Here is a 22,621-nt window from a genome sequence, read left to right as displayed (position 1 = left end):
TCCATGAAGTATTCAGCGCCGCAGAAGATTTCGCCGTTGTAAACGTCGATATCGCCGAAGTGGTTAGCGGAAATTTCATACGTTCTGAACGGATCTTTGTCGATTTTGATGAGGTTCCAGTTTTTGTCGTATTTAGCCAAGGATTTGCTGCCGGATACATAGTAGTATTTGCCGTCGCAAGCAATACCCTGACGACCGTCTACCTGATGAGAGTCGATCAAAGTATAGTTATACTTTGGCAACATATCAGCGTAGGAAGGTTGTGCAGCAAATGCGGTAGCCGAAGCTAAAGTCAGACCGATGAGAGCACCTAAACAAGCACGTTTAATCATTGTAAATCCCCCTAAATTAAAATTTTTATTTTATGGCCCCATTTCTTGGAGCCTATCAAAAGAGATTAAAAGAAGAAATTCAATAAGTGCAGTTATTGATTCTTACTTCTGGTCTCCTTTTTTCAAACAAGCAAGGATCTCAGAAACATCCTTGAGCATGAACATCGGTTTTACTTCCGATTGTTCAACATCTTCTACTGTCGCTTCGCCCGAAAGTACGAGAATCGAGCAGATGCCTGCGTTGTTGCCCGTTGCTACGTCTGTGTAAAGACGGTCACCGACCATGGCATATTCGTTTTTCTCGTATTTGCGTTTGCGGAACGCGCTTTCGATGATTTCTTTGTTCGGTTTGCCGATGACTTTCGGACGTTTGCCCGTCGATGCTGCGATGAGTTCGATCATCGAACCTGCATCGGGGATGTAACCGTTTTCTACCGGGCAGTTGAAGTCCGGATGCGTTGCGATGTACGGAACACCTGCACGAATGAGGTTACAAGCCGTAACGAGTTTTTGGTACGTGAGCGTCATATCGAAGCCGAGTACTACATAATCGGGATTTTCATCCGTCAAGGTAAAGCCCCAAGCTTTGAACTCGCTTTCGAGTTCCGGCGTGCCGAGAAGATATACTCTTGCGCCCGGTTTTTGTGCATCAAGGTAGCTTACAGTAGCTTCGCCCGATGTCAATACATCATCGTTTGTTACTTCGATGCCGAGACGTTTGAGTTTTGCAACATAGTGGTTGCTGTCTTTGGAAGAGTTGTTCGTGAGGAACAAGAAGTTTCTTCCCGTATCTTTTAAGTAGTTGAGGAAGTCGATCGTTCCGTCGAACAGGCGGTTGCCGAAATAGATGGTACCGTCCATATCGAGAAGGAAACATTTGACTTCACACAAGCGTTTGATTTCAGTTTCGTTCATGCGAATCTCCCTTTTATATTAGTTAGCGACTATTCTTTCGCTTTTACATTCCATACGAATGTTGCAAGGATGAAGGATACGACTGCCGCGCCTACCCAGAAGTACGTTGCTTCGCCGAAGTTGTAATGCGTTACGCCTGCTGCGTCAACCCATTTGCTGGCATTGATGAAGTGACCACTGATTTTTTCTTGGAGCGATGCACCTGCATAGCTGAAGAGACCGATCATACCCATTGCTGCGCCTGTTGCACGTTTCGGACATACCGTAACTGCCATCAGACCGCCGAGGTAACATACGAGAGCACCCATTGTGAAGCCGTATACGCACATCGAGAGTGGATCTGCCCAGCTGGACCATGCCGGTGGTGCCCATACAAAGAGAGCCGTAGCTGCTGCATAGAGAACACCGAAGATAAGGCACGGAACATTGAGGCGATGGTTGAAGAACTTGTCTGCAACGAGACCGCAACTGAATGCACCGAAGATGCCTGCGACCTGCATGATCGTTAAGATACCGCTTGCGCCGAGGATCGTGTAAGCTTTTGCTTCCGTGAGGAAGATGATGCCCCAGCTTTCTACTGCGTAACGAGTGATGTAGCAACAAGCACTCGAGAGACCGAGGATCCAGACTGCCGGGTTTTTGATAACTTCGAGCTGAAGCTGCCAAACCGTTCTGTCAGATGTCGTTTTCGTCGGATCAGGCTCGCCTGCCATTGCAAACGGAGTCGGAAGACCATATACTTGCGGACGGTCAGACATGAATTTGTACATAAGGATCGATGCCACAAGGCAGATAGCACCCGGTACGAAGAAACCTGCAGTCCAGCTATATTTCATAACGAGAGCTGCCGTTACGAGATATGTAACACCTGCACCGAGGTTATGGCTTGTAAACCAAATACCGTAGAACGTAGCACGTTCTTTACCGGCGAACCACTGGTTGAGCGATACGATACAAGGACCTGCACCATACGATTGGAACCAACCGATAAGACCCCAGAGAACACACATTGCCGAGAAGCCGGGGTGGAAGCCCATGACGATCGTCAAGAGAGATGCCATGAAAAGACCGAACGGTAAGAATTTCTTAATGTTACATCTGTCAGCGATGAAGCTGTTTAAGAATTTACCGATCGCATAGGTGAAGAAGAAGATCATACCCATGGTACCGATCTGACTTGCATCCAATACACCGTTGTCCATCAACGGTTTTTTTACAACAGACCAGTTGAGTCGGCATACATAGAAGAATGCATAACCTAAAGTAATAGAGAGAAACACAGACCAACGGCGACGCTTAAACTCACTGGCAATGACGTTAGGATCATCGCTCATCGGCGGGCGATCTTCACCGGTACGGAAGAAGTTCGCAATTGCTTTGAACATTGTAATAGCCTCCTCTGCTATTAAGAATACCTTTTATTATTCTCTGAAAGCAGATCGAACAATGTTGTCTTCGCAATGACAATCGAGATAGGATCGCGGCTGATGACGGTGAGTCGGCAGATTCGCGTTACCGATCGGTCACTCGTCATAGCACTGAGCTATGTATCTCGATCTCCACTTGAGTAGCTTTCCGTTCTTTCTCTGTATTTCTCTCTTTGAGTTAGAAAGCAGACAGTTTGTGATTGTCTAACGAAAACAATGAAATCCGACCTTGTTTTCGGAAAATAAACACAATTATCTCATAATTTATTATCGCACTTTTGCGAAAATAAATATATCGGATAATTTCTTGACGAGTGTAAGAAATTATAGAAACAGATACGCATCGCCAAGCTGTATTCTTAAAATATTTTCTTTTAAATATTCAATATAGGGAAGGGTTATCCCTCTTTTTTTGGGGTCTTTTTTGCTTTTTTTAGTGGGAAATTTTCAGAAAAATAGAATTGATGGGGGAGATGAGATGGATATCTTTTTTATGAAAAATGAGGAAAAAGAAGTCATTGTGCTATCTGATCGGCATATAGATAGAGAGAGATGATGTGCGGGGAGGAAGGGGTATGAAGGATTATATCCGCAGAAGGGTGCTTGATATCGGCAGTCATATTTTGGCGAGTGGAGATACGGTGAGGCAGGCGGCACTGCTTTTTGCGGTGAGTAAAAGTACGGTGCATAAGGATATGATAGAGCGGCTTCCGATGATCGACGGACAGTTTGCGGCGCGTGTGCGCAAGGTGCTTGAGAAGAATAAGGCGGAGCGGCATATTCGTGGCGGTGAGGCGACGAAGAAGAAGTATGAGTCGCGTCGACAGGTATAAAAAAACGGCCCTGCGAGTGAGCAGAGCCGTTTTGTCTTATGAGGTTTATTCCGTTTCGCCTTTGCCGAGTTTGCTGTGGCGGTAGCTGTAGAGGAAGTACGTAGCGAAGCCGAGTACTGTCCAGATACCGAAGCGAACCCAGGTGTCCCACGGAAGGTTGTACATGAGGTATGCGCAGGAGAGTGCTGCGAGCGGCGCAACGACGATGAGCGCCGGGCAACGGAATTTGCGTTCGATGTTAGGCTGCGTGAAACGGAGCACGAGAACGCCGATCGATGCGATGAAGAATGCTGCAAGCGTACCGATGTTTACCATTTCGGCGATAAGACCGATCGGGAAGAAGCCTGCACCAAGACCTGCAATCGTAGCACCGATGATCGTTACGAGGTAAGGCGTTTTGTATTTGGAATGAACTTTGCAGATGCCCGGAGGGAGCATGCCGTCACGGCTCATTGCGAATACGATACGTGCCATACCGTAGAGGAGTACGAGAAGGACCGAGGTGATACCTGCGATAGCGCCGACTGCAACGAGGGCGGAGCCGATGTTATAGCCGATATGACGAAGTGCGAATGCGACCGGTTCAGCGTTGTCAAGAAGTGTGTACGGTACGACGCCTGTAAGCGTTGCCGATACTGCTACGTAGAGGATCGTACAAACGGCAAGCGAACCAACGATACCGATCGGAAGGTCGCGACCCGGGTTTTTACATTCTTCCGCACTTGTTGCAACAGCGTCAAAGCCGATGAATGCAAAGAATGCGATCGCCGCACCTGCAGAAACACCTTCCCAACCGAACGGAAGGAACGGTTCCCAGTTAGCCGGTTCGATGTTCGGAACTGCGAGTACGAGGAAGATGAAGATCGCCGCGAGTTTTACGAATACGAGAAGGCGAGTAACTGTTGCCGATTCGTGTGTACCGCGAACGAGAAGGAATGCGAGGAATACCAAGATGAGCATAGCGGGCAGGTTCATGATACCGCCTTCAGCCGGAACGAGTGTCAAGGCTTCGGGAAGATGGATACCGCCTGCTTTGAAAAGACCTGTCATATAGCCGCCCCAGCCGGATGCAACCGCACTTGTTGCGAGCATATATTCAAGGATGAGATTCCAACCGCAGATAAAAGCGACCATTTCGCCGAGTGCTGTGTACGTGTATGTATACGCACTACCTGCCGATGGGATCATCGAAGCGAATTCAGCGTATGCGAGTGCAACGAAAGCACAAACGATACCGCTGAGAAGGAAAGAGAGCGCTACGCCCGGACCTGCGTATTCTGCTGCGGCAACACCCGTCAGAACGAAAATACCGGTACCGATAACGCAGCCGATGCCAAGACATACGAGGTCAAACGCGCTGAGCGTTTTTTTCAGACCCGATTCTTGTGCCATTGCTTGCAAAGATGCAATACTTTTGGTACGAAACAGATTCATAAAAAACCACCTATCATAAAAAAATATCGACTGCCTCAACCCCTATCGGCAGTCAACTCCATTCAGTAGTATATGCAATAGAAAGAAGTGTGTCAAACGATGTACGGGATGGTTTTTTACGCTGTAAAGGTGTAAAAAATTTATAAATGATTGATAAAAAGGGTATTTAGTTTAGAAATATATATAATCCTTGAGATATACAAAAACAAAAAAGGAATTTCTCCTGTATGCAAAAATTTTAAAGAAACTATATGTCTTACAGCATCGTGTCTTGCGTAAGGCGAGGTTCGCTATGGTAGTAGGTTTTGCACAGTGTATCACATCTGAGCGTGAAAGGTGAATCTTGCGGAAGGATGACGATAAGGGTAGTACGCATGAAGGACAGATGTGCGCGGAAAGGAGAATGAAGGGCTGCGCGTAGAGCGGAAGGGAAGATGGTGTTTGGCGGAGGGTATTTTGTATGCAATATATATAAGGAAGGAATTTGACGTATAGCGAATATATGAGGATATATCGCAGTGATAAGGTCGTTATGATTGTCGAGAGATATATTTATGGTTTTTTGTTTGCAATCGGAGCCAAAATCGCGTATGATAGGGAAAAGGATTTTTTCGGGAGGGGCGTACGATGAAACGAGAGAAGAACAGATTTTGGCGTATCGGTGCAGCGGCTTTGTTGACGGTATTTTTGACTTCGTCGGTTGCGCTCGCTGCGCCTGCTGTAAAAAGTGTGCGGACAAGCCAGACGAAACATACGATCCGTGTTGTTGCCGATCTAACGGAGAAGATACCGTTCGATGCGTATTGGCAGGAAAATGAGAATGATTATATCGTGCGCCTTGATGGTGTCGGTGCAGGCGCTTCGCTTGCGGCGGTAAAACATCCGCTTCTTGCGAAAGCAGAAGTGATCCGCGGGATGGATGGTGCACTTTATTTCGTTTTTGATATGAAAGAGAAGATGACGGCCAAGACGTTTATTGTGAATGAGCCGACTCGTCTTGTTATCGACTTTACGAAAGAAGGACAAGCACCTGCTGTGTTTGCCAAACCGGATGAGCAGACGACAGAATCAGATAAAACGACTGTGCCTGCGAAATCTGCTGCGGTGCAGACGGGGCTTGTCGATGTGACGAATGTGCGTATCCACCATGCGCCCGATAAGGTCAGAACGGTATTCGATATGGATGCGAGTGCCGAATATGAAACAAGCTACATGGCTGATACGGGTATGCTGACGATCCGTATGAAGAACGTATCGGCGGCAGAGCGAACGATCCCTGCGCCGAAAGCGGGCGATGTCTTAAAACGTGTCGAGATCGTGACGTCGGGCGATGATACGATCGTGCGCGTGGAACTCAGACGCAATACGCCGTGCAAGGTGTTTCGTCTGACCGAGCCGCATCGTATCGTAATAGATGCGCTGAAAGGTGATGCACAGCCTAAGAAAGCTTCTCAGGAGTAACTTGTGAAGCTCCCTGCATGTTGATAGCGACAAGCAGTGGATAGCGAATGTGTCGGTAATATGATAGAAGAAAACGGCAGAAAGAAGGAAGTGCGATGCTGAAACGATATATAAAAAGAGGTCTGATCGCAACTGTTGCTTTGATGCTGGCAAGTTCGGGCGCGTTTGCGTCGCATCTGATAGATGAGGCGTCTATCCTCAAAGGGAAAGTCGTTTCGGTCGTGACGGTCGGACAGACTGTCACGGAAGGTGATGAATTGGTGAGAATCAAGACGCTCAGCGGAAGTATCACGGCGGCTCGTGCTACGGTAAACGGCACGATAGCAGAAGTGTATGTCGAAGTGGGAGATACGATCGGAGCTAACACAGTCGTGGCGCAGATCGCGGTGGAATAGAAAGGATGTTAATCAGTTGAAACAATGGATAAGCAGATGGCTTGTCGGCGTTTGTTTGTTCGCGTCTGCTTCGATAGCTGACGCGAATCCTCATTTTATATCGACCGATGAAGTCGAACTCGGTATGACAGGTTATGCCAAGACGGTCGTAGAGGGTGCCGAGATCGAGATGTTCGATGTGAAGGTGATCGGATTTGCCGACAAGGGAGCGGAAGAACCGCTCATACTCATACAAGTATCGGGTGATGTGATAGAGAGAACAGGCGGTGTCGTACAAGGCATGAGCGGAAGCCCTGTATATATAGACGGACGACTGTTGGGGGCGATCTCCTACGGATATAAGTTCGGTGATGCGACGAAATGCATGGTTACGCCGATCAAGGAGATGACGGCGATGTGGGATATGCCCGATCCGCTGAATAATCCCTTGCCGCGTGCCATCGACCTGAAAAAGGTAAGAGAAGAAAAAGCAAAAAACGCAAAAAACGATACAGACCGTAAGGGATCTGACGATGACCAGAAGGCGGACGACAGCGAGATGACGGATGCAGAGTCCGTACAAGCGTCTGACGAAGCTTTTGTAACTGACGGAGCCCAAGAAGAGGGCGTGCCCGCAAAGCAAACGACAGATGATGGGAAGGTCAAGGCAGAAGATGCAACACCTCTTATGACACCTGTTATGGTCAGCGGATTTTCCGAGAATGCATTCGAGATGCTGAAAGAAGACCTTGCTTCGCTCAACATGGTGCCGTATGCGTCAAACGGTATGGAGGGGCGCGTTACCAAACGTGATGTAGAAGCGGGCAGTTCGGTCGGTGCGGTCTTGATGCGCGGAGATTTCAAGATCGGTGCGCTCGGTACGGCAACGTATGTCGAAGGCAATAAGATCGTTGCATTCGGTCATCCGTTCTTGCAGACGGGCAACAGCAATTATTTTTTGACCAATTCCGAGATATTCACGACGGTCACTGCACTTGAATCGGGTTTCAAAGTAGGCGCGACAGGTGCTCCGATCGGTCTTATCAATCAAGACCGAAGTGCAGGTCTTGCAGGCATTGTCGGCAAGTATCCTGCCGTCATTCCAATGGAGATTACAGTCACCGATCGTCAGAGCGGAACAGAAAAGACATTCTGTATGCAGACGATACACAACGAAAAAGTCGCACCTGCATTTTTGACGGCGGCATTTTGCAGTGCTATTGACAAGACGATAGACCGTAAAGGTGCAGGTACGGCTACGGTCGATTTTGCGATCACGGCGCGTAATCTGCCCGGCGAAGTATACGAATGTGAAAATATGTATTATGACGAAAGCAATATCGCTGTCGGTGCGAGCGGTGAGTTCAGTACGATGGTCGATTCGCTTATGAATAACCGATTCCGTCCGATCGAGGTCATCAGTATCAAGGCGAATGTCGACATCGACGAGAATTGTCGTTCGGCGAGAATGATAGAAGTCACGACCGATGCAAAAGAAGCGTATCCGGGAGAAACGATCAATTTCAAGGTGAAGATACGCCCGCATCGCGGTGATGTCATCGTAGAAGATGTACCGTACGTCGTGCCGAGCGATGCGACAGAGGGTCCGCTCGACTTGGTCGTTCGCGGCGGCGGTGTCATCAATAAACGGACGACCGAAGCACTCGAAAAGTACAAAGATTCTCCGCTTGTGAAAGCGATCGCGAAAAGAGAACGCAAGATGGACTTCGATGAAGTGATGGATAAGATACGCCGTCAACAGCGTAACAACGATATCGTCATCGAAGAAGATATCACCCAAGTACTCGAGGCTATTGATGAAATGGAGAAGCAAGGCATCGAAGTGAACTTGGAAACGGAAACAAAAGCAAAAGGTGTCGATCTTCTCGGAGTAAAAAAACGCGCATTGGAAGAAGAAGCCAAAAGTGTGCAGAAATGTCCGACGATCTATATTATCGAGAATCAGTTGGAAACATCTATCATGGTCGTACACGGTAAAAAAACGGAGTCTGATAAAGGATCCGCAGAGAAAAAAACAGTATCTTTGAAAGATGACAACCGTTCGGCGAATGAAAAAACGTCCGACAAAATAAAAGAGTAATGCGAAAGCCTTGTTTGCCCATGTTGGCAGACGGGGCTTTTTTCTGTAAAAAAAGTAAAGAAAACGCAACTATTTGTAGAAAAAGGAATTGAAACAGAAGGTCATACATAGTATGATAAAACAGACAAGACTAAAATAGGCGCAATGGCGCATAGGAGTATAGTATGATTACGAATATGTTGGAGGCGATCGGTCGCAGTGCGATCGGTGCGCTTGAACGATGCGGCAGATTCGCGATATTCGCGATGCAGACGATGTCTGCGCTGACCAAGCGTCCTAACAGAAAACATATTACGGTGCAGATGGAACGCATCGGCGTGAATTCGCTTCCCATCGTGCTTCTCACGGCTTTGTTTACGGGCATGGTGCTCAGTATTCAGATCGCACATGAGTTCATCCGGTACGGTGCTCAGTCGACGATCGGCGGTATCGTGGCGATCGCAATGTGTCGTGAACTAGCCCCTGTATTGACGGGTGTTGTAGTGGCAGGACGTGTCGGTGCCTCTATCACGGCAGAACTCGGTTCGATGCGTGTTACCGAACAGATAGATGCGCTTCGTGTGATGGGGACGAATCCCGTGCGGTATCTTGTTGTACCGCGTCTTTGGTCGGGCATGTTTATGCTTCCGATACTCGTGCTTTTTGCTGATGCTGTCGGTACGATGGGCGGATATCTGATCGCAACTGCGTATTTTGATATCAGCGGATTCACGTTTATCAATTCGATACAGACATACACGACGATACATGATTTCCTTGGCGGTATGGTCAAGTCGATCGTTTTCGGTGCGATCGTAGCGATGATCGGCTGCTATCGCGGTATGTATTGTGCCAATGGTGCGGAAGGTGTCGGACGTGCAACGACAGAGTCGGTCGTGACATCTATCATCTTGATATTCATGACGAACTGCATCATGTCGGCGATCTGGTTTCGGTAGAGGTGCGCTATGATAAAATTGATCGATCTAAATATGAAATATGGTGAACATGTTATCCTGCATGATGTCAACTTGACGATAAAGAAGGGTGAAACGCTGGCTGTTGTCGGTCCTTCCGGTACAGGGAAGTCGACCTTGCTCAAGCTGCTCATCGGGCTTGCGCGGCCGACGGGCGGACAGGTATGGGTAGACGGCAAAGAGATCAGCCGCATGAAGGATAAGGAACTTGATGAAGCGCGTCTTGGTATGGGCATGGTATTTCAGTATTCGGCTCTGTTCGACTCGATGTCGGTCGGTGAGAATGTGGCGTTCGGACTTCGTCAGCATACCGATATGGGTGAAGACGATATTCGCCGCATCGTAGAAGAGCGACTGGCAGGTGTAGGCCTTGCGGGCCTTGCCGATGCGATGCCCAACGAGCTGTCTGGCGGTATGAAAAAACGTGTCGGTCTGGCGAGAGCACTTGCGTTCAAGCCGAATATCATCTTATATGATGAGCCGTCGTCGGGGCTTGATCCCATCATGGCGCGCAAGATAGACGAGCTCATCTTGGAAACACAAAAAGAATTCGGTGTCACTTCGGTCGTCGTAACACACGACATGGAGAGTGCGTATCGCATCGCCGATCGCATCGCCGTATTATACGAAGGACGATTCGTCCAGATCGGAACGCCCGATGAGATCCGCGAGTCGGATCATCCGTATGTACGACAGTTCGTGCGGGCGGCAAGTTACAGGAAGGAGTGATAGGGATGAAACTATCATCAGAAGCAAAAGTCGGCAGTGTCGTAGTCATTGCACTGGCACTTCTTGCATATATTGCAGTACTCTTGGGAGGCGGTACGTTCGGTGCCGACACGTATCGCGTACAAGCTGTGTTTAAACAAGTCGACGGTCTCAAAGAAGGCTGCCTCGTGCGATATGCAGGCGTCCATGTCGGTAAAGTTGCCGAGCTGCGTATCACCGACGAAGGTGTCGTCGTCGTGATGGATATCAGAGAAGATGCACAGCTTGACAGCATGGCAACGTACAGCATCGGATCGGACGGTCTGATCGGTGAAAAATGCGTCGACATCAGCGCACCTTCGTCTGCAAGCGGACAGTATGCCAAAGAAGGCGATACATTTGCGGGCAGCAGCGGTGGCGGTATCGACATGATGATGTCGCGCTCGGAAGAGATGATGGCCAATGTCGAGAAGCTCCTCAATTCGCTCAACGAGGTCCTCGGCAGTCCCGAAACGAAGGAAGCTCTCATCGGCAGTATGAAGAACGTGCAGATGATGACGGCAAACATGGAACAGATGACGCGCGTCATGGCAACGCTTGCCGTACAGAATGAAGCAGGTCTTAATCAGATGCTTCACAATATGCAGACGATGATGGACAGCATGAACAAGACGGTAGGCCAGTTCGAGAGCATGATGACGATCATCGCAAATGACGGTGAAACGGCACGCAATATTCGCGACATGCTTGCCAATATGAAAGTAACGAGTGATCGCGTAGCCAACATGGCAGGGTCGCTCGAAGGTGTCGTGACCGATCCCGAGACGGCAGATAATCTTAAAGTGACGCTCAAAAATGCACGCAATATGAGCGAGCGCGCCAATTCGATGATGGAAAAACTCGATAAGGTCAAGATCACAGCAGGTGCAGAGATGTACGGCGATCCTGATACGGGCGATGTTGCGGGCGGATTCGATCTCAAAGTGCGCGCGAACGAGAAGGGATTCGGCGTGCTCGGTGTGACAGGCATCGGTATTGATACGAAAACGAACGCACAGCTCGGTTACGGTTCAGAGAAAGTCGCAGGCAGATTCGGTATCATGGAAGACAAACTCGGCCTCGGATACGATCAGGCACTCGGCAGCCGTACGAAATTGTATCTTGATGTATACGACCCCAACGATGTCAAAGTAAAGTTGCGCGGTGAATATGAATTTGCACCGCAGCTATATCTGTTCGGCCAAGGCAACATGCTCAACAAAAGTGATGAACGAAGTGCATATTTTGGCCTGCGTAAGACGTTTTGATTTATTGACAACGATTACGGTTACGTCTATAATAGTAACATAATCATGACTATCTAGTCTGACTTGCCGAAAGCAAGTGAGGAGGAACATTTCGATATGTGTAATATGAAAAAAATGCGTGCGGTTCTCGCGGCGTTGGCAGCTTGCGGTATCCTCTCCGCAGGAACGGCTCTGGCTGCTCCTGTTGAATTGACGCTTGAGGACAGCGTGAACTTAGCACTTGAAAACAACCCACAAGTAAAAATCGCTATGCTCGATGAAATGAAAGCAGAAGCATCGCTTGATGAAGCAGAAGCGAACCGCGGCTTTACGCTCGGTTATGTTCACAATGCAGGCCGCTCGAAAATGGAAGGCTTCACAGCAGAGAACAGCTTCAGCAATGGATTGACGCTCTCGCTGCCGCTTTATACGGGCGGACGCCTTGAAAATGCAATAGATGCGGCTGAGATCGCACTCGAGTCGGCAAAACTCGGTGTGAACGATACGCGTCAACAGCTCCGTATGGATACGACGAACAGCTATTACAGCATTTTGCAGGCACAGAATCAGGTGACGATCTATCAGCAGACGGTCGAATCACTTGAAGAACATCTCAGAAATGTAAAAGCACAGTATCATGTCGGTACGGTCGCAAAATCGGATGTTCTTCGTTCGGAAGTAGAGCTTGCCGATGCGCAGCAAGGTCTTATCAAAGCTGAAAATGCACGTGACTTGTCGGTATCGAATTTTAACAATGTTGTTGGTCTTCCGCTCGATACGGATGTCCGTGTGACAGAAGAACTCGGTTACGAAAAATACGATCTCGTATTGGCAGATTGTATCGCATATGCGCTTGAACACCGCGCAGACGGCAAGCAGGCACAGCTTGCGATCGATGCGGCTGAAGAATACAAGTCCATCGCCAAAAGCGGATACCGTCCGTCGATCACTGCCAGCGCATCGAACGGCTGGTCTGATTCGGATTTCCCGGGAACAGAAGATGAATCCTGGCAGATCGGTGCCAAATTGAGCTGGAATATCTTCGACATGGGTGCAACGAAAGCGCAAGTTCGTCAGGCTGATGCAGATCTCTTGACGGCGAAAGAATTGGCGCGTCAGAAACTTGATGCGATCCAGCTTGAAGTACGTATGGCTTACCTTGATGTACATGAAGCCGAAAAACGTATCCATACGAGCCAAGTGTCGGTAGACAAAGCTGAAGAAGACCTCAAGATCGCACACGTTCGCTATCGTGCGGGCGTAGGCACGAACCTTGATGTTATGGATGCACAGGTCGCACTTACGACGGCAAAAATGAATTATGTACAGTCGCTCTATGACTATAACACGAGCAAAGCAGAGCTCGACAGAGCAATGGGTATCTCTATTTAACAAGAGGCTCCGCCGAAATAAAATCGGCGGAGCTTTTATTTTTCACTTTCCAAAGAAAATCCAAAATAGTGGTGTTATAGTGATCGTACGGAAGATAGACTGATAGCATGATTATATTGGAAAAAACATGAAAGTGAGGAAAACGAACAGGAAGAAAAGTATATTTTGTAGAATGTTAACAGGTAGATGATATGAAAGGAGAGGAAACGATATGGCACGAAAAAAAGCGGCACTCGTCTGTGCTGTATTGGCATTCCTCTCCGGCGGCGGATATCTCGGCTGGCAGGCGAACCATGAGGCGATCATGGCAGATGTGAAGTCTGTTTTGGTGAGCGAGGTGGCTGATGCAACAAAGGCGCATCTGACGCTTGATGCTCTTGTGCTGGAGTCACCGTTTGCGGCACGTGCGGACAATGTTTCCTTGCATACGAAAGACGGAGAACAGTTGGCATCTGTCAAGACAGTGACGGTACGATTCAATCCGATCGCGATCTTGTGGAATATGGATGAGCCTGTAAGGATCGTCCGTGAGATCGCACTCGAGCAGCCGTCGATCTATCTGTCGCAGAAGGCAGACGGCGGGTGGAATGTTGAATCTCTTCTCGGCGAAGAAGAATCGTCTGATATGACGCTCGAAAGTCGTATCAGCGTGACCGAGGGTGAAGTCTGCCTTGCTATGAATGACGCTCTGTGGCAAGTGACGGACGTGGAAGGTACGCTCGATCTTCTTGCTGATTCTGTCTATGAATTCGATATGACATGCAAAGAAGGCGGTGCATCGCTTGGCGTGAAAGGACGCTGGGGCGATGCTTCTTCTGCTGCTGCAGTAGAAGCAAAAGACGTCACGATCGCACGTTATGCGCCGATCTTGCCGAGCGAGTGGAAGCGTTATGCACCGTCGGGGACGATCACAGAAGGCAATCTCGTGCTGAAAGGCAGTGCGGACGATATCGTGGTAAGCGGTGAGGTCGCTTTGACAGACGGTGCGTTTTGCTATGATGATATCGCTGCGACAGAACTTGCGGGTCGTATCTCGTTCAGCCCTGAAAAGATCGGTCTGAATGTAGCAGGGGACGTGATGGCGCAGGAAGTCAGCGTAAATGGTGATGTAATTCTTGACAGACCGCAGACGGAACTCAACCTCAATGTCCATTCGGACAGATTCGACCTCGGTGCGATACCGAAGCTCGATCTGCCGATCTCGGGCATGGCAAAAGTCGATGCCAAGATCATCGGTACTGTCGATGACATTGCCGTTGATGCGACGGTAGAGGCAGACGGCAGAGCGTACGGTTACGATTTTCGCAATCTCGCAGCCAAAGTCGGCTTTATGAGCGATATCCTTATCGTACGTGAACTGACGGCCGATGCGTTCGACGGACGGCTCGTGATGCAAGGTGCTTATGATATAAACAAAGATATGTACGGATTTGAAGCGGCGGTGCATCAGGCAGATGCTGCGCTGTTTAATGAATATGTGCCCGATCTTATCGGACGTGCCAGTCTTCATATGACAGTCGGCGGCTATGGGGCAGAAGCCGATTTGAAAGGCCGACTGGTGATGGCAAACGGTCAATACTTACAAAAGGACTTTACGAATCTTATCATCGACTTCGCGAAGCGTGACGGACAAATACAAGTTGCGGGTGCTTCGGTCGAAACGGAACAGGGCGCAAGGCTGGCTCTTTTCGGTACGATAGAGAACGATCGACTCGATATGCGGGCCATCGGTTCGGAAGTACCTCTTTCTTGGCTCCATAATGAAGAAACGTGCGCGGGCGGTATTGATGTGGAAGCGGTTATCGGCGGAACGCTCAGCGACCCGACGGCACAGATGAAGATCCATGCGAACGAAGGTGCTATCCTCAGACAGCCGTTTGACCGCATGGAAGGGTATGCCGAATATCAGGGCGGTGAAGTCAAGATACGTGACTTTGTCTTGCGCAATTATCAGTACGGTATGGATTCGGGTCATACGATCCAAGGTACGATCGGCATAACGGGCGAGAAAAAACTGGACTTATATGTTGATACGAAAAAGATACGTGCTGAAGCACTCTCGGGCTGGATCGATATGGATACGAAGCTGACGGGTAATCTTGATAATCAGCTTCACGTAACGGGTACGCTCGATCAGCCGATACTCAGCGGGGATTACACCTTGCGTGACGGCAGTTTCGGCAATCTCCTCATTGCAGGCAGCAACGGTAAATATTCGCTCGATGAGAAAGGATTCCATATCGAAGATATGCGCATCTCGTCGCTCAATACGGAAGTCGAACTCAAGGGTGACATTACGCCGTCGAGAGATATCGACCTTCGGATACGTGCAGTCGATGTCGAGATCGAACGACTTTATCTCGACATGCCGTATGCGATCCTTGGCAGAGCTACGTTCTATGGTAAGCTTGAAGGTTCGCTCGATTCGCCGATGTTCAAAGGCGCGGTGCGTTCGGACGGACTTAATTTCAACGGAACGCTCCTGAAAGATATCAAAGGATATGTCACGGTGCACAACAAAGTCCTCACCATTCCCGAATTTTCGTTCAGCGAAGGTGACGGACAGTATCGATTCGACGGTATCGTGCGATTCGACGAAACGAAAAAAATGGAAGGCAAGTTCGTAACGGAAGGAGGCCATCTTGGACCGCTCCTTGCGGTATTCGATATTCCCGATGCAGGCGTTGACGGAGCACTTACCGGTGATATCACTATCGGTGGGACGATGAACGATCCGAACATCCATGTACAAGGCGTGATGACAGACGGCCTTATCAAAGGAGAACATCCGCTCACAGATGTTGCCATTGATGCCGCTCTGAACGGTAATGTCATCACCGTCAATAAATTCCACGGTAAACAGAATCAAGGTATCCTCGCGATAGAAGGAACGGCCGATCTCAACGGCGAGCTTGACATGGAGATGGCAGGCTCTCATATTGACGCCGAGATATTGACTGATTGGTTCGACCTTGGTATCGACACCGAAGGCGAGATGGATTTTGCGGTGCAGTTGGCGGGAACGATGGAACAGCCATATGCCAATGCATCCGTTGAGATCGCCGATGTCGGTATCGCTGCGACGAAGTTTGACCGATTGGTCGGTATGTTCGTTGTTGACGATCGTATGCTCAGGATCAATCAGCTCCTGTTATCAAAAGGCGAATATCGTGCCAGCGCGTATGGTATCGTTCCGTTTGGGGCAGTTATAAAACGAGAAGACTTGATCGTAGAAGCAGACGACGAGATCGACGTAACGCTCCAGCTTGACAATGCCGATCTTAGGGTGCTCGCGCTCTTGTCGGATGAGGTAGAGGATGGTATCGGCCCGATGACAGGCGCAGTGCGTGTCGGCGGTACGATCGATGATCCGCGATTCTATGGCGATGTCAATATCGAAAACGGTACGATACAATTAAAACAGATAAAAAGCCCGCTTGAAAATACATTCCTTAATATAGCGTTCGACGGCAAAACGATCACACTTCGCGAACTCAGCGGCATGATGGGCGGCGGTACCGTATCTGCTTATGGCGAAGCAACGATGGTCGGCAATACGTGGGACGATTTCCACGCTTCGATGATGTTCGATCAGTTCACGGTAGACAGTCTTTATTACAAAGGACCCATCAGCGGCAGTCTGATATTTGCAGACGGTGAACGAATGCCGAAACTGTCGGGCGATATCGAGATCAAAAATGCGACGATCGACATTCCGCCGATCCCCGAAACGGAAGAATCCGATTGGGATATGGCACTCGATGTCACGGTCGAAGCCAAAGACAAGGTGCGTCTTTACAATTCGTACCTCTATGACTTGTGGATAGACGGTCGTGCGCATTTTGGCAGAACGATGAAATATCCCGAAACGGAAGGACTTTTCAAGGTAAAACGCGGTACGGTCAGCTATCTCAACACCGACTTTAAGGTACAGGAAGGCTGGGCGAAGTTCGATCAGGTCGTTTCGTTCGTTCCGTCGGTACATCTTAAAGCCGAAACGAAGATCGATCGCGTAAAAGTCATGCTCGGTATCGACGATCCTGCCGATCAGATGAGTCTTAAGCTGACTTCCTCGCCTGCGATGAGTCATCAGAACATCTTGTCACTGCTGACACTGCGCAGTCGATACTTTGACAAAGAAGATTCGGACGGTTTCGGCCGTGACGAACTCGTCGGTATGCTCGAACTTGGGCTTCAGATGAGTTTCATGGGCGCGGTTGAAAGTACTGTGCGTGAAATGTTCGATGTGGACGAATTCAAGCTCGTTCGCGATACCGTATCGCTTGCCGGATTCGCAAGCTCAAGACGTGCCGATCGCGATGAAGTGTACAATGTTCAGATTGGAAAATATTTGACAGACAGGCTCATGCTTAGATATACTATGGGAGTAGGATATGACGGTTATAATTTTGGTGTATATTACGACATGAATGACCGTTTCAGACTTATTACGACACTCGATGAAGATCAGAATTCGTTCTACGGAGTAGAAACATACTTTAAATTCTGATAGGAGGGATATGCGCTGCTGAAGGAATACTTGGATGAATTAAAACAAGTGAAAATGCTCTCAATGGAAGAAGAAGGGCGACTTTGGCGTGCGTATAAAGCAGACGGCGATGAAGAAAGCCGTGCGCGCCTCATCGAGAGTTATCAGCCGCTCGTCTTCAAAGCTGCACTTCGCTTTCGAGTAAGCGAACCTGCGCTTCTCGATATCATTCAGGAGGGTACGATCGGACTGATCGAAGCTGTTGAACGATACGACCATACGCGCGGTGTGGCATTCAGCCTGTTCGCGTATCATCGTATCCGCGGACGAATGATCAGCTATATGGAACGAGAAGGTGAAAAAGAGCATGACTCTATTGATGTTTCGGCATACGACGGTGATGGACAAGTGACGATCGGTGATCTGATCGAAGATACCGCGCCTTTGGCAGCGGACGTTGCCGAACAGAATGTGTTGCTGTCCGAAGTCAAGCAAGCGATGGAACGACTGCCTGCCAAAGAGCAGCTCGTCCTTAGCGGCGTGTATCTGGATGACCGCGAGCCGAAACGATTGGCTGAAGAGATGAATCTCAGTCCATCGCATATCTATCGCTTGCAAAAGCAAGGGATCAGACGAGTAAGGGGTATGCTGTCACGCTTTATCAAACAATGGCGTTCGTAAAGAAGATGAGAAAATAAGCTGTGTTTAGCAGAAAATAAAAGAGAATATCGAATAATCTCCGCTCATCACGTAAAACGGTCATTTTTGAGCGACTGGTTTACGTGATGATGGATTGATTATATGAAGTGTAGTGACGAAGTAAGAGGTGAAACGAGTGACTGAACAGAAATCGCGAGTTACGACGCATCTGCGGTCTGCGCAAGATTGGCTCTCAAAAGCCGAGCGGTCTTTCGATGAACAAAAAGACATTCGCGGCGAACTCAACTTGATGCTGGCGCAGGCGGAACTCAAACGCGCGCAGGAAGAAAAGCGCAGTGCGAAACGCTCTTTGCGATACGCTTGTTATCGACAAGGCGGGGCACTGTTTTGTGCGATCGTTTTGTTCGGGCTCGGAAGTCTTATCTGGATGACTTGTGCTACGGAAGAGGCAGACAAGGCCGTCACACACGTACAGACAACAGAAACAGCCACACCCACGACGCTTGTGATATCAGAGCCGAGCTCTGCGCTTGCGACAGGTGCGGACGGCAAAGAGCTGATGTCTGTAAAGGTCAAAACACCATACGAAGAATACGATGAAGCGCATCGGAACACATCTGCGACGATTCTTTCTCAAAAAGAAAAAGAAGACCTGATGAAGGCGGCAGGGCGTTCGCTGCGCGGGCAATAATCGAGAGATACAAGGAGGATATCTATGGCAAAACGTATGTACAGTCATAAGAAAAAAGCGGCAACAGCAGCACTTTGTGCGGCATTTGCACTTCTTTCGACGACATCTGTCTTGGCAGCCGAGCCGGCAGATATAATGGGGAAAACGATTACGGCAGTGAAGATCGAAGGGGAATCGACTGTTCAGGAGGCAGATATCTATGCGGTACTTGCGCTCAAACCGGGCGATGTCGCTGAAACGACAGCACTCCAAACAGACTTGAAAGCTGTCTATGATATGGGCTACTTCTACAATGCCTCGATCGACTTCCAAGAAGTTCCCGAAGGTGTAGAAGTCATCTATGTCGTGGAAGAAAATCCTGTCCTTCAGTCGGTCGCGTTCGATGGTAATATCTCGGCAACGGCAGAAGAACTCGATGCACTCGTGACGAACCCGCGCGGTGAGGTTCTCAATACGAAGCTTCTTGCGCAGAATACGAAACAGATCGAAAAGTTCTACCATGACAAAGGCAACATCTTGGCAAAAGTTACCGACGTGAAGATGGAAAACGACGGCCTTCTTCGCTTGAAGATCAACGAAGGTATTTTGGAAGGCTTCTCTGTAAAAGGGAACGAAAAAACGAAAGATTATGTTATCTTGCGTGAAATGCGTATGACACCGGGTGAACCGTTCAACGTAAACGAAGCGCGCCGCAGCGTACAGCGTATCAACAACCTCGGTTATTTCGAGGATGTCAACGTAAAACTCAATCCGGGTACCGAGCCGAACTCGGTCATCTTGGAAACGAGCGTTATCGAGCAGAGAACAGGCACGTTCTCGATCGGTGCAGGTTACAGCGATACGGAAGGTATGGTCGGTCTTATCGAACTCGGTGACCGCAACTTCCTCGGTCGCGGCGACAACGCGAAGATCTTGTGGGAATTCGGCGGTGACGCAGACGAATACAAAAACTATGAAGTAAGCTATACGCATCCATGGGCGGATTCGAAAGGATCTGCTATCGGGTTATCGTTCTATGACAGAGTAACAGAGTACGATGACTATGATATCGGCGGACATCGTCGTTCGACGTATGACAAACAGCGTAAAGGTCTTGACATCTATTACAGCCGCCCGATGACCGAATACTCGACGAACTACTTGACACTTCGTACGCGTGATGACTCGTACGACGGACATGTCGGCGGCAGAGTTGACTATTCGAAACCGGCAGGCGCACCCGGTATGGGACAATACCATAACGACTTTATGACAAAATATCCGAACTATATCGAAGATAACTTTGGTCGTACGAACAGCCTTTCGTTCTCGCATGTAACAGATACGCGCGATAACGTATTCAATGCGATGGAAGGTCACAGAGCATCTATGACGCTCGAACTTGCAGGCGGTCCGTTCGGCGGTGACTTCGACTTCCAGAAATTCACGCTTGAAGACCGTCGTTACTATCGTGTCGGCCGTGCGCACGTTATCGCACTCCGCGGTATGGTAGGTTACGGTATGGGCGATATGCCTGAAAGCGGTCAGTTCTCGGTCGGTGGTACGGAAACGCTCCGTGGTTTTGAAGACGAACAGTTCCAAGGTAAAAAAATGTACCTTATCAATGCAGAATATCGCTTCCCGATCGCGAAAAAATTGCAGGGCGTTGTATTTGCAGATACCGGTAATGCCTGGGATGGTATCATTGATGACGATAACAGCATGTCCGATTTGAACGTTGGTTATGGTGTCGGTATCAGATTCCAATCTCCGCTCGGTCCGATCCGTCTTGACTTTGGTAAAGGCGACAGCGGCGGCGGTTTCAAAACGCACTTTAGCTTCGCCGGCCAGTTCTAACAATGACAGAGAAAGCGGACTCTTGTCTGAAAGCCATCTATCTTAGATTTGCTTTGGCGATACTCTTGTGCTTTTGTGCAGTGCCCGGTGCATATGCCGCAGATACGGTTGAACAGATCGAAGCGATCGTCGTAACGGATGACAACACGCAGCTCGCCGAGCCTGTCGTGCGCAGGATCGAGGCAAGCGTCGCGACAGTCGGTGACAGTCTTCTGCTTGGAAAAGAAGTAACAGACGTTGCTTTGCAAAAGACTGCCTATGAAGATATCATTCGCGACGTATTCGATCGCATCTTGGTCGGCTACTCGGTCGAAACCGTAACGCTTTTGCCGCAGACAGACACTACGGTGACCGTTCGTGTCAAACCGTGGGGCGACACGATCCGCTCTGTACAGGTAGAAACGAGTTTCACGGGCATATCACCTCCTGCAGCCGCATTCCTCAAAGAACACGCGGGCGACTATGAGGATATCATAGAAAATGTCCTGCTCGGTCTTTCGGTAGATTCGCTCGACTGGGCATCGGGTGTCGCCAGACGTATCGTCAATGAACGGCTCGCGGAAGAACTGCCCGAATTCAAGGCAGGATTCGAAGTAGTCGGAGGACAAGATGTCGTGGTACGATTGACCTTCTTGCCGCAAGGTGAGATCGTCAAAACGGTCGCAGTAGACCTTCAGTCGACGACGATCCCACACCTTGTGCTCTGGGAGCTTCGTCCTAAACTGGAAACAGTCGCCGGCGATCTTGTAGGGCTTCCTGTCGATTATGTTCTCCGTCATCAGCAGTTTTTATGTGACGAAGCTGTCAAAGAAGCAGAAAATAAATATCCGTTTATCAAAAAACACGGTATCACCATCGTGCCGACGATGAAAGTCGGTACGGAAACCAAGATCGACCTTTTGGTGGAAACGAACAAGTATCGCTTCGCGCTTGAAAGTTATTTGGAAATGGGCAAAAAAGAGAATAGCTCGCAGTTTAAATTTCATGCGGGAAAATATATCAATCCTCGTCAAGAAGCATTCCTTGATGTTGCATTTTCACCGGGTGATATCAAATGGGAATTCTTGCCCGGCTGGTCCTACCATGCGAATGAAAAAACATGGCTTGGGATAAAATACAACCTTAGTGAAGGCGATGAATGGCTCTTCTTGGAAGAAGCTCTTGCTAAGCGATGGAAACTGCGCGCGGAACTCTGTCCGAAAAGCGGTGATTTTGAGGTCGGGCTTAGATATCGGTTGTATGATTTCTTCAGTCTGGAATATGTTATCAGAGAAGACGACAAGTGGCTTCGTTTGATCGGTAATTTATAGTATTCCTTGAAGAAAAGTTAGAATTCTGTTATAATTTAAAGGAACTTATAATCGGCTCAGCCGATATTCGCCAATTGGCAAAAAAGGAGAAATTTATTATGATGAGATTAGAGAAAAAACAAATTAAAATGATCACGCTCAGTATCGTAGCGTTCTTTGTAGTGAGCATTGTCGGTATCGCGATGTCGCAGAACGAACAGCTCCAGGTTGCGGGTGCAGCTCCGGCATCGAGCGTTGGTGTTGTTGATCATCAGGCATTGATGGCACAGCATCCGGACATGGCTAAAGCACAAGCAGAATTCGAAACTGCTGCTGCCGAAGCACAGAAACTGTTCGATGAAAAATCGGTTGGTATGAATGACAAAGAAAAACAAGACTATTTCATGCAGCTCCAGCAGAATCTCGGTAACAAACAG

Annotated in this window: 18 protein-coding genes; 14 read left to right on the top strand and 4 right to left on the bottom strand. The window is 48.8% G+C overall.

What is annotated here, in order from left to right:
* The 3 genes from IJN28_08710 to IJN28_08700 all read right to left on the bottom strand — a co-directional run.
* On the bottom strand, nucleotides 1–332 hold a 332-nt coding region (locus IJN28_08710), incomplete at its 3' end, for a hypothetical protein (GenBank protein MBQ6713845.1).
* 102 nt (nucleotides 333–434) lie between these two features.
* Entirely contained in the window at nucleotides 435–1,232 is a 798-nt protein-coding gene (locus IJN28_08705; GenBank protein MBQ6713844.1) for an HAD-IIA family hydrolase, read from the bottom strand.
* Between the two features lie 44 nt (nucleotides 1,233–1,276).
* The gene (locus IJN28_08700; GenBank protein ID MBQ6713843.1) at nucleotides 1,277–2,632 is read right to left on the bottom strand and encodes an MFS transporter; all 1,356 of its coding nucleotides are present in this window, start codon (nucleotides 2,630–2,632) and stop codon (nucleotides 1,277–1,279) included.
* Nucleotides 2,633–3,249: 617 nt separating this feature from the next.
* On the opposite strand from IJN28_08700, the gene spoIIID reads away from it, so the two are divergent.
* Nucleotides 3,250–3,507, top strand: coding sequence for a sporulation transcriptional regulator SpoIIID (gene spoIIID, locus IJN28_08695; protein MBQ6713842.1), 258 nt, complete (start codon nucleotides 3,250–3,252; stop codon nucleotides 3,505–3,507).
* 45 nt (nucleotides 3,508–3,552) lie between these two features.
* On the opposite strand, the gene IJN28_08690 is transcribed toward spoIIID, so the two are convergent.
* The gene (locus IJN28_08690) at nucleotides 3,553–4,941 is read right to left on the bottom strand and encodes an amino acid permease (protein MBQ6713841.1); all 1,389 of its coding nucleotides are present in this window, start codon (nucleotides 4,939–4,941) and stop codon (nucleotides 3,553–3,555) included.
* Nucleotides 4,942–5,568: 627 nt separating this feature from the next.
* Between IJN28_08690 and IJN28_08685 the strand changes: the two genes are divergently transcribed.
* The 13 genes from IJN28_08685 to IJN28_08625 all read left to right on the top strand — a co-directional run.
* On the top strand, nucleotides 5,569–6,402 hold the full coding sequence (locus IJN28_08685; protein ID MBQ6713840.1) for an AMIN domain-containing protein: 834 nt from the start codon (nucleotides 5,569–5,571) through the stop codon (nucleotides 6,400–6,402).
* Nucleotides 6,403–6,497: 95 nt separating this feature from the next.
* Nucleotides 6,498–6,797: a hypothetical protein gene (locus tag IJN28_08680; protein ID MBQ6713839.1), complete on the top strand. Its 300-nt coding sequence runs from the start codon at nucleotides 6,498–6,500 to the stop codon at nucleotides 6,795–6,797.
* Between the two features lie 16 nt (nucleotides 6,798–6,813).
* Nucleotides 6,814–8,877: a hypothetical protein gene (locus IJN28_08675; GenBank protein MBQ6713838.1), complete on the top strand. Its 2,064-nt coding sequence runs from the start codon at nucleotides 6,814–6,816 to the stop codon at nucleotides 8,875–8,877.
* Nucleotides 8,878–9,041: 164 nt separating this feature from the next.
* Nucleotides 9,042–9,815: an ABC transporter permease gene (locus tag IJN28_08670; protein MBQ6713837.1), complete on the top strand. Its 774-nt coding sequence runs from the start codon at nucleotides 9,042–9,044 to the stop codon at nucleotides 9,813–9,815.
* A 9-nt stretch (nucleotides 9,816–9,824) separates the two neighbouring features.
* The gene (locus IJN28_08665; GenBank protein ID MBQ6713836.1) at nucleotides 9,825–10,562 is read left to right on the top strand and encodes an ABC transporter ATP-binding protein; all 738 of its coding nucleotides are present in this window, start codon (nucleotides 9,825–9,827) and stop codon (nucleotides 10,560–10,562) included.
* Between the two features lie 5 nt (nucleotides 10,563–10,567).
* Nucleotides 10,568–11,848, top strand: coding sequence for an MCE family protein (locus IJN28_08660; GenBank protein ID MBQ6713835.1), 1,281 nt, complete (start codon nucleotides 10,568–10,570; stop codon nucleotides 11,846–11,848).
* 96 nt (nucleotides 11,849–11,944) lie between these two features.
* Nucleotides 11,945–13,219 carry a TolC family protein gene (locus IJN28_08655; protein MBQ6713834.1) on the top strand — a complete coding sequence of 425 codons (1,275 nt, stop codon included), beginning with the start codon at nucleotides 11,945–11,947 and terminating at the stop codon, nucleotides 13,217–13,219.
* A 211-nt stretch (nucleotides 13,220–13,430) separates the two neighbouring features.
* Complete coding sequence (locus tag IJN28_08650; GenBank protein ID MBQ6713833.1) at nucleotides 13,431–17,729, top strand: translocation/assembly module TamB domain-containing protein; 4,299 nt, start codon at nucleotides 13,431–13,433, stop codon at nucleotides 17,727–17,729.
* 54 nt (nucleotides 17,730–17,783) lie between these two features.
* A complete protein-coding gene (locus IJN28_08645) occupies nucleotides 17,784–18,389 on the top strand; it encodes a sigma-70 family RNA polymerase sigma factor (protein ID MBQ6713832.1) in 606 nt (201 codons plus the stop codon).
* Between the two features lie 154 nt (nucleotides 18,390–18,543).
* The gene (locus IJN28_08640) at nucleotides 18,544–19,059 is read left to right on the top strand and encodes a hypothetical protein (GenBank protein ID MBQ6713831.1); all 516 of its coding nucleotides are present in this window, start codon (nucleotides 18,544–18,546) and stop codon (nucleotides 19,057–19,059) included.
* 24 nt (nucleotides 19,060–19,083) lie between these two features.
* Complete coding sequence (locus IJN28_08635; GenBank protein MBQ6713830.1) at nucleotides 19,084–20,895, top strand: BamA/TamA family outer membrane protein; 1,812 nt, start codon at nucleotides 19,084–19,086, stop codon at nucleotides 20,893–20,895.
* A 2-nt stretch (nucleotides 20,896–20,897) separates the two neighbouring features.
* Nucleotides 20,898–22,205, top strand: coding sequence for a hypothetical protein (locus IJN28_08630; GenBank protein MBQ6713829.1), 1,308 nt, complete (start codon nucleotides 20,898–20,900; stop codon nucleotides 22,203–22,205).
* A 98-nt stretch (nucleotides 22,206–22,303) separates the two neighbouring features.
* The coding region (locus tag IJN28_08625) for an OmpH family outer membrane protein (protein MBQ6713828.1) at nucleotides 22,304–22,621 on the top strand (318 nt) is incomplete at its 3' end.

Source organism: Selenomonadales bacterium (assembly GCA_017442105.1).
In the GTDB taxonomy this organism is placed as follows: domain Bacteria; phylum Bacillota; class Negativicutes; order RGIG982; family RGIG982; genus RGIG982.
Note: the sequence above shows the minus strand (reverse complement) of the source record. Positions and strands in the feature narration are given on the sequence as shown.

Bases quoted from the DNA above. Each gene is read 5' to 3' on its own strand.
- IJN28_08680 (MBQ6713839.1), top strand. From the start codon at position 6,498: ATGCTGAAACGATATATAAAAAGAGGTCTGATCGCAACTGTTGCTTTG.
- IJN28_08635 (MBQ6713830.1), top strand. From the start codon at position 19,084: ATGGCAAAACGTATGTACAGTCATAAGAAAAAAGCGGCAACAGCAGCA.
- IJN28_08690 (MBQ6713841.1), bottom strand. From the start codon at position 4,941: ATGAATCTGTTTCGTACCAAAAGTATTGCATCTTTGCAAGCAATGGCA.
- IJN28_08650 (MBQ6713833.1), top strand. From the start codon at position 13,431: ATGGCACGAAAAAAAGCGGCACTCGTCTGTGCTGTATTGGCATTCCTC.
- IJN28_08645 (MBQ6713832.1), top strand. From the start codon at position 17,784: ATGCTCTCAATGGAAGAAGAAGGGCGACTTTGGCGTGCGTATAAAGCA.
- IJN28_08685 (MBQ6713840.1), top strand. From the start codon at position 5,569: ATGAAACGAGAGAAGAACAGATTTTGGCGTATCGGTGCAGCGGCTTTG.
- IJN28_08630 (MBQ6713829.1), top strand. From the start codon at position 20,898: ATGACAGAGAAAGCGGACTCTTGTCTGAAAGCCATCTATCTTAGATTT.
- IJN28_08700 (MBQ6713843.1), bottom strand. From the start codon at position 2,632: ATGTTCAAAGCAATTGCGAACTTCTTCCGTACCGGTGAAGATCGCCCG.
- IJN28_08655 (MBQ6713834.1), top strand. From the start codon at position 11,945: ATGTGTAATATGAAAAAAATGCGTGCGGTTCTCGCGGCGTTGGCAGCT.
- IJN28_08660 (MBQ6713835.1), top strand. From the start codon at position 10,568: ATGAAACTATCATCAGAAGCAAAAGTCGGCAGTGTCGTAGTCATTGCA.
- IJN28_08665 (MBQ6713836.1), top strand. From the start codon at position 9,825: ATGATAAAATTGATCGATCTAAATATGAAATATGGTGAACATGTTATC.
- IJN28_08670 (MBQ6713837.1), top strand. From the start codon at position 9,042: ATGATTACGAATATGTTGGAGGCGATCGGTCGCAGTGCGATCGGTGCG.
- spoIIID (MBQ6713842.1), top strand. From the start codon at position 3,250: ATGAAGGATTATATCCGCAGAAGGGTGCTTGATATCGGCAGTCATATT.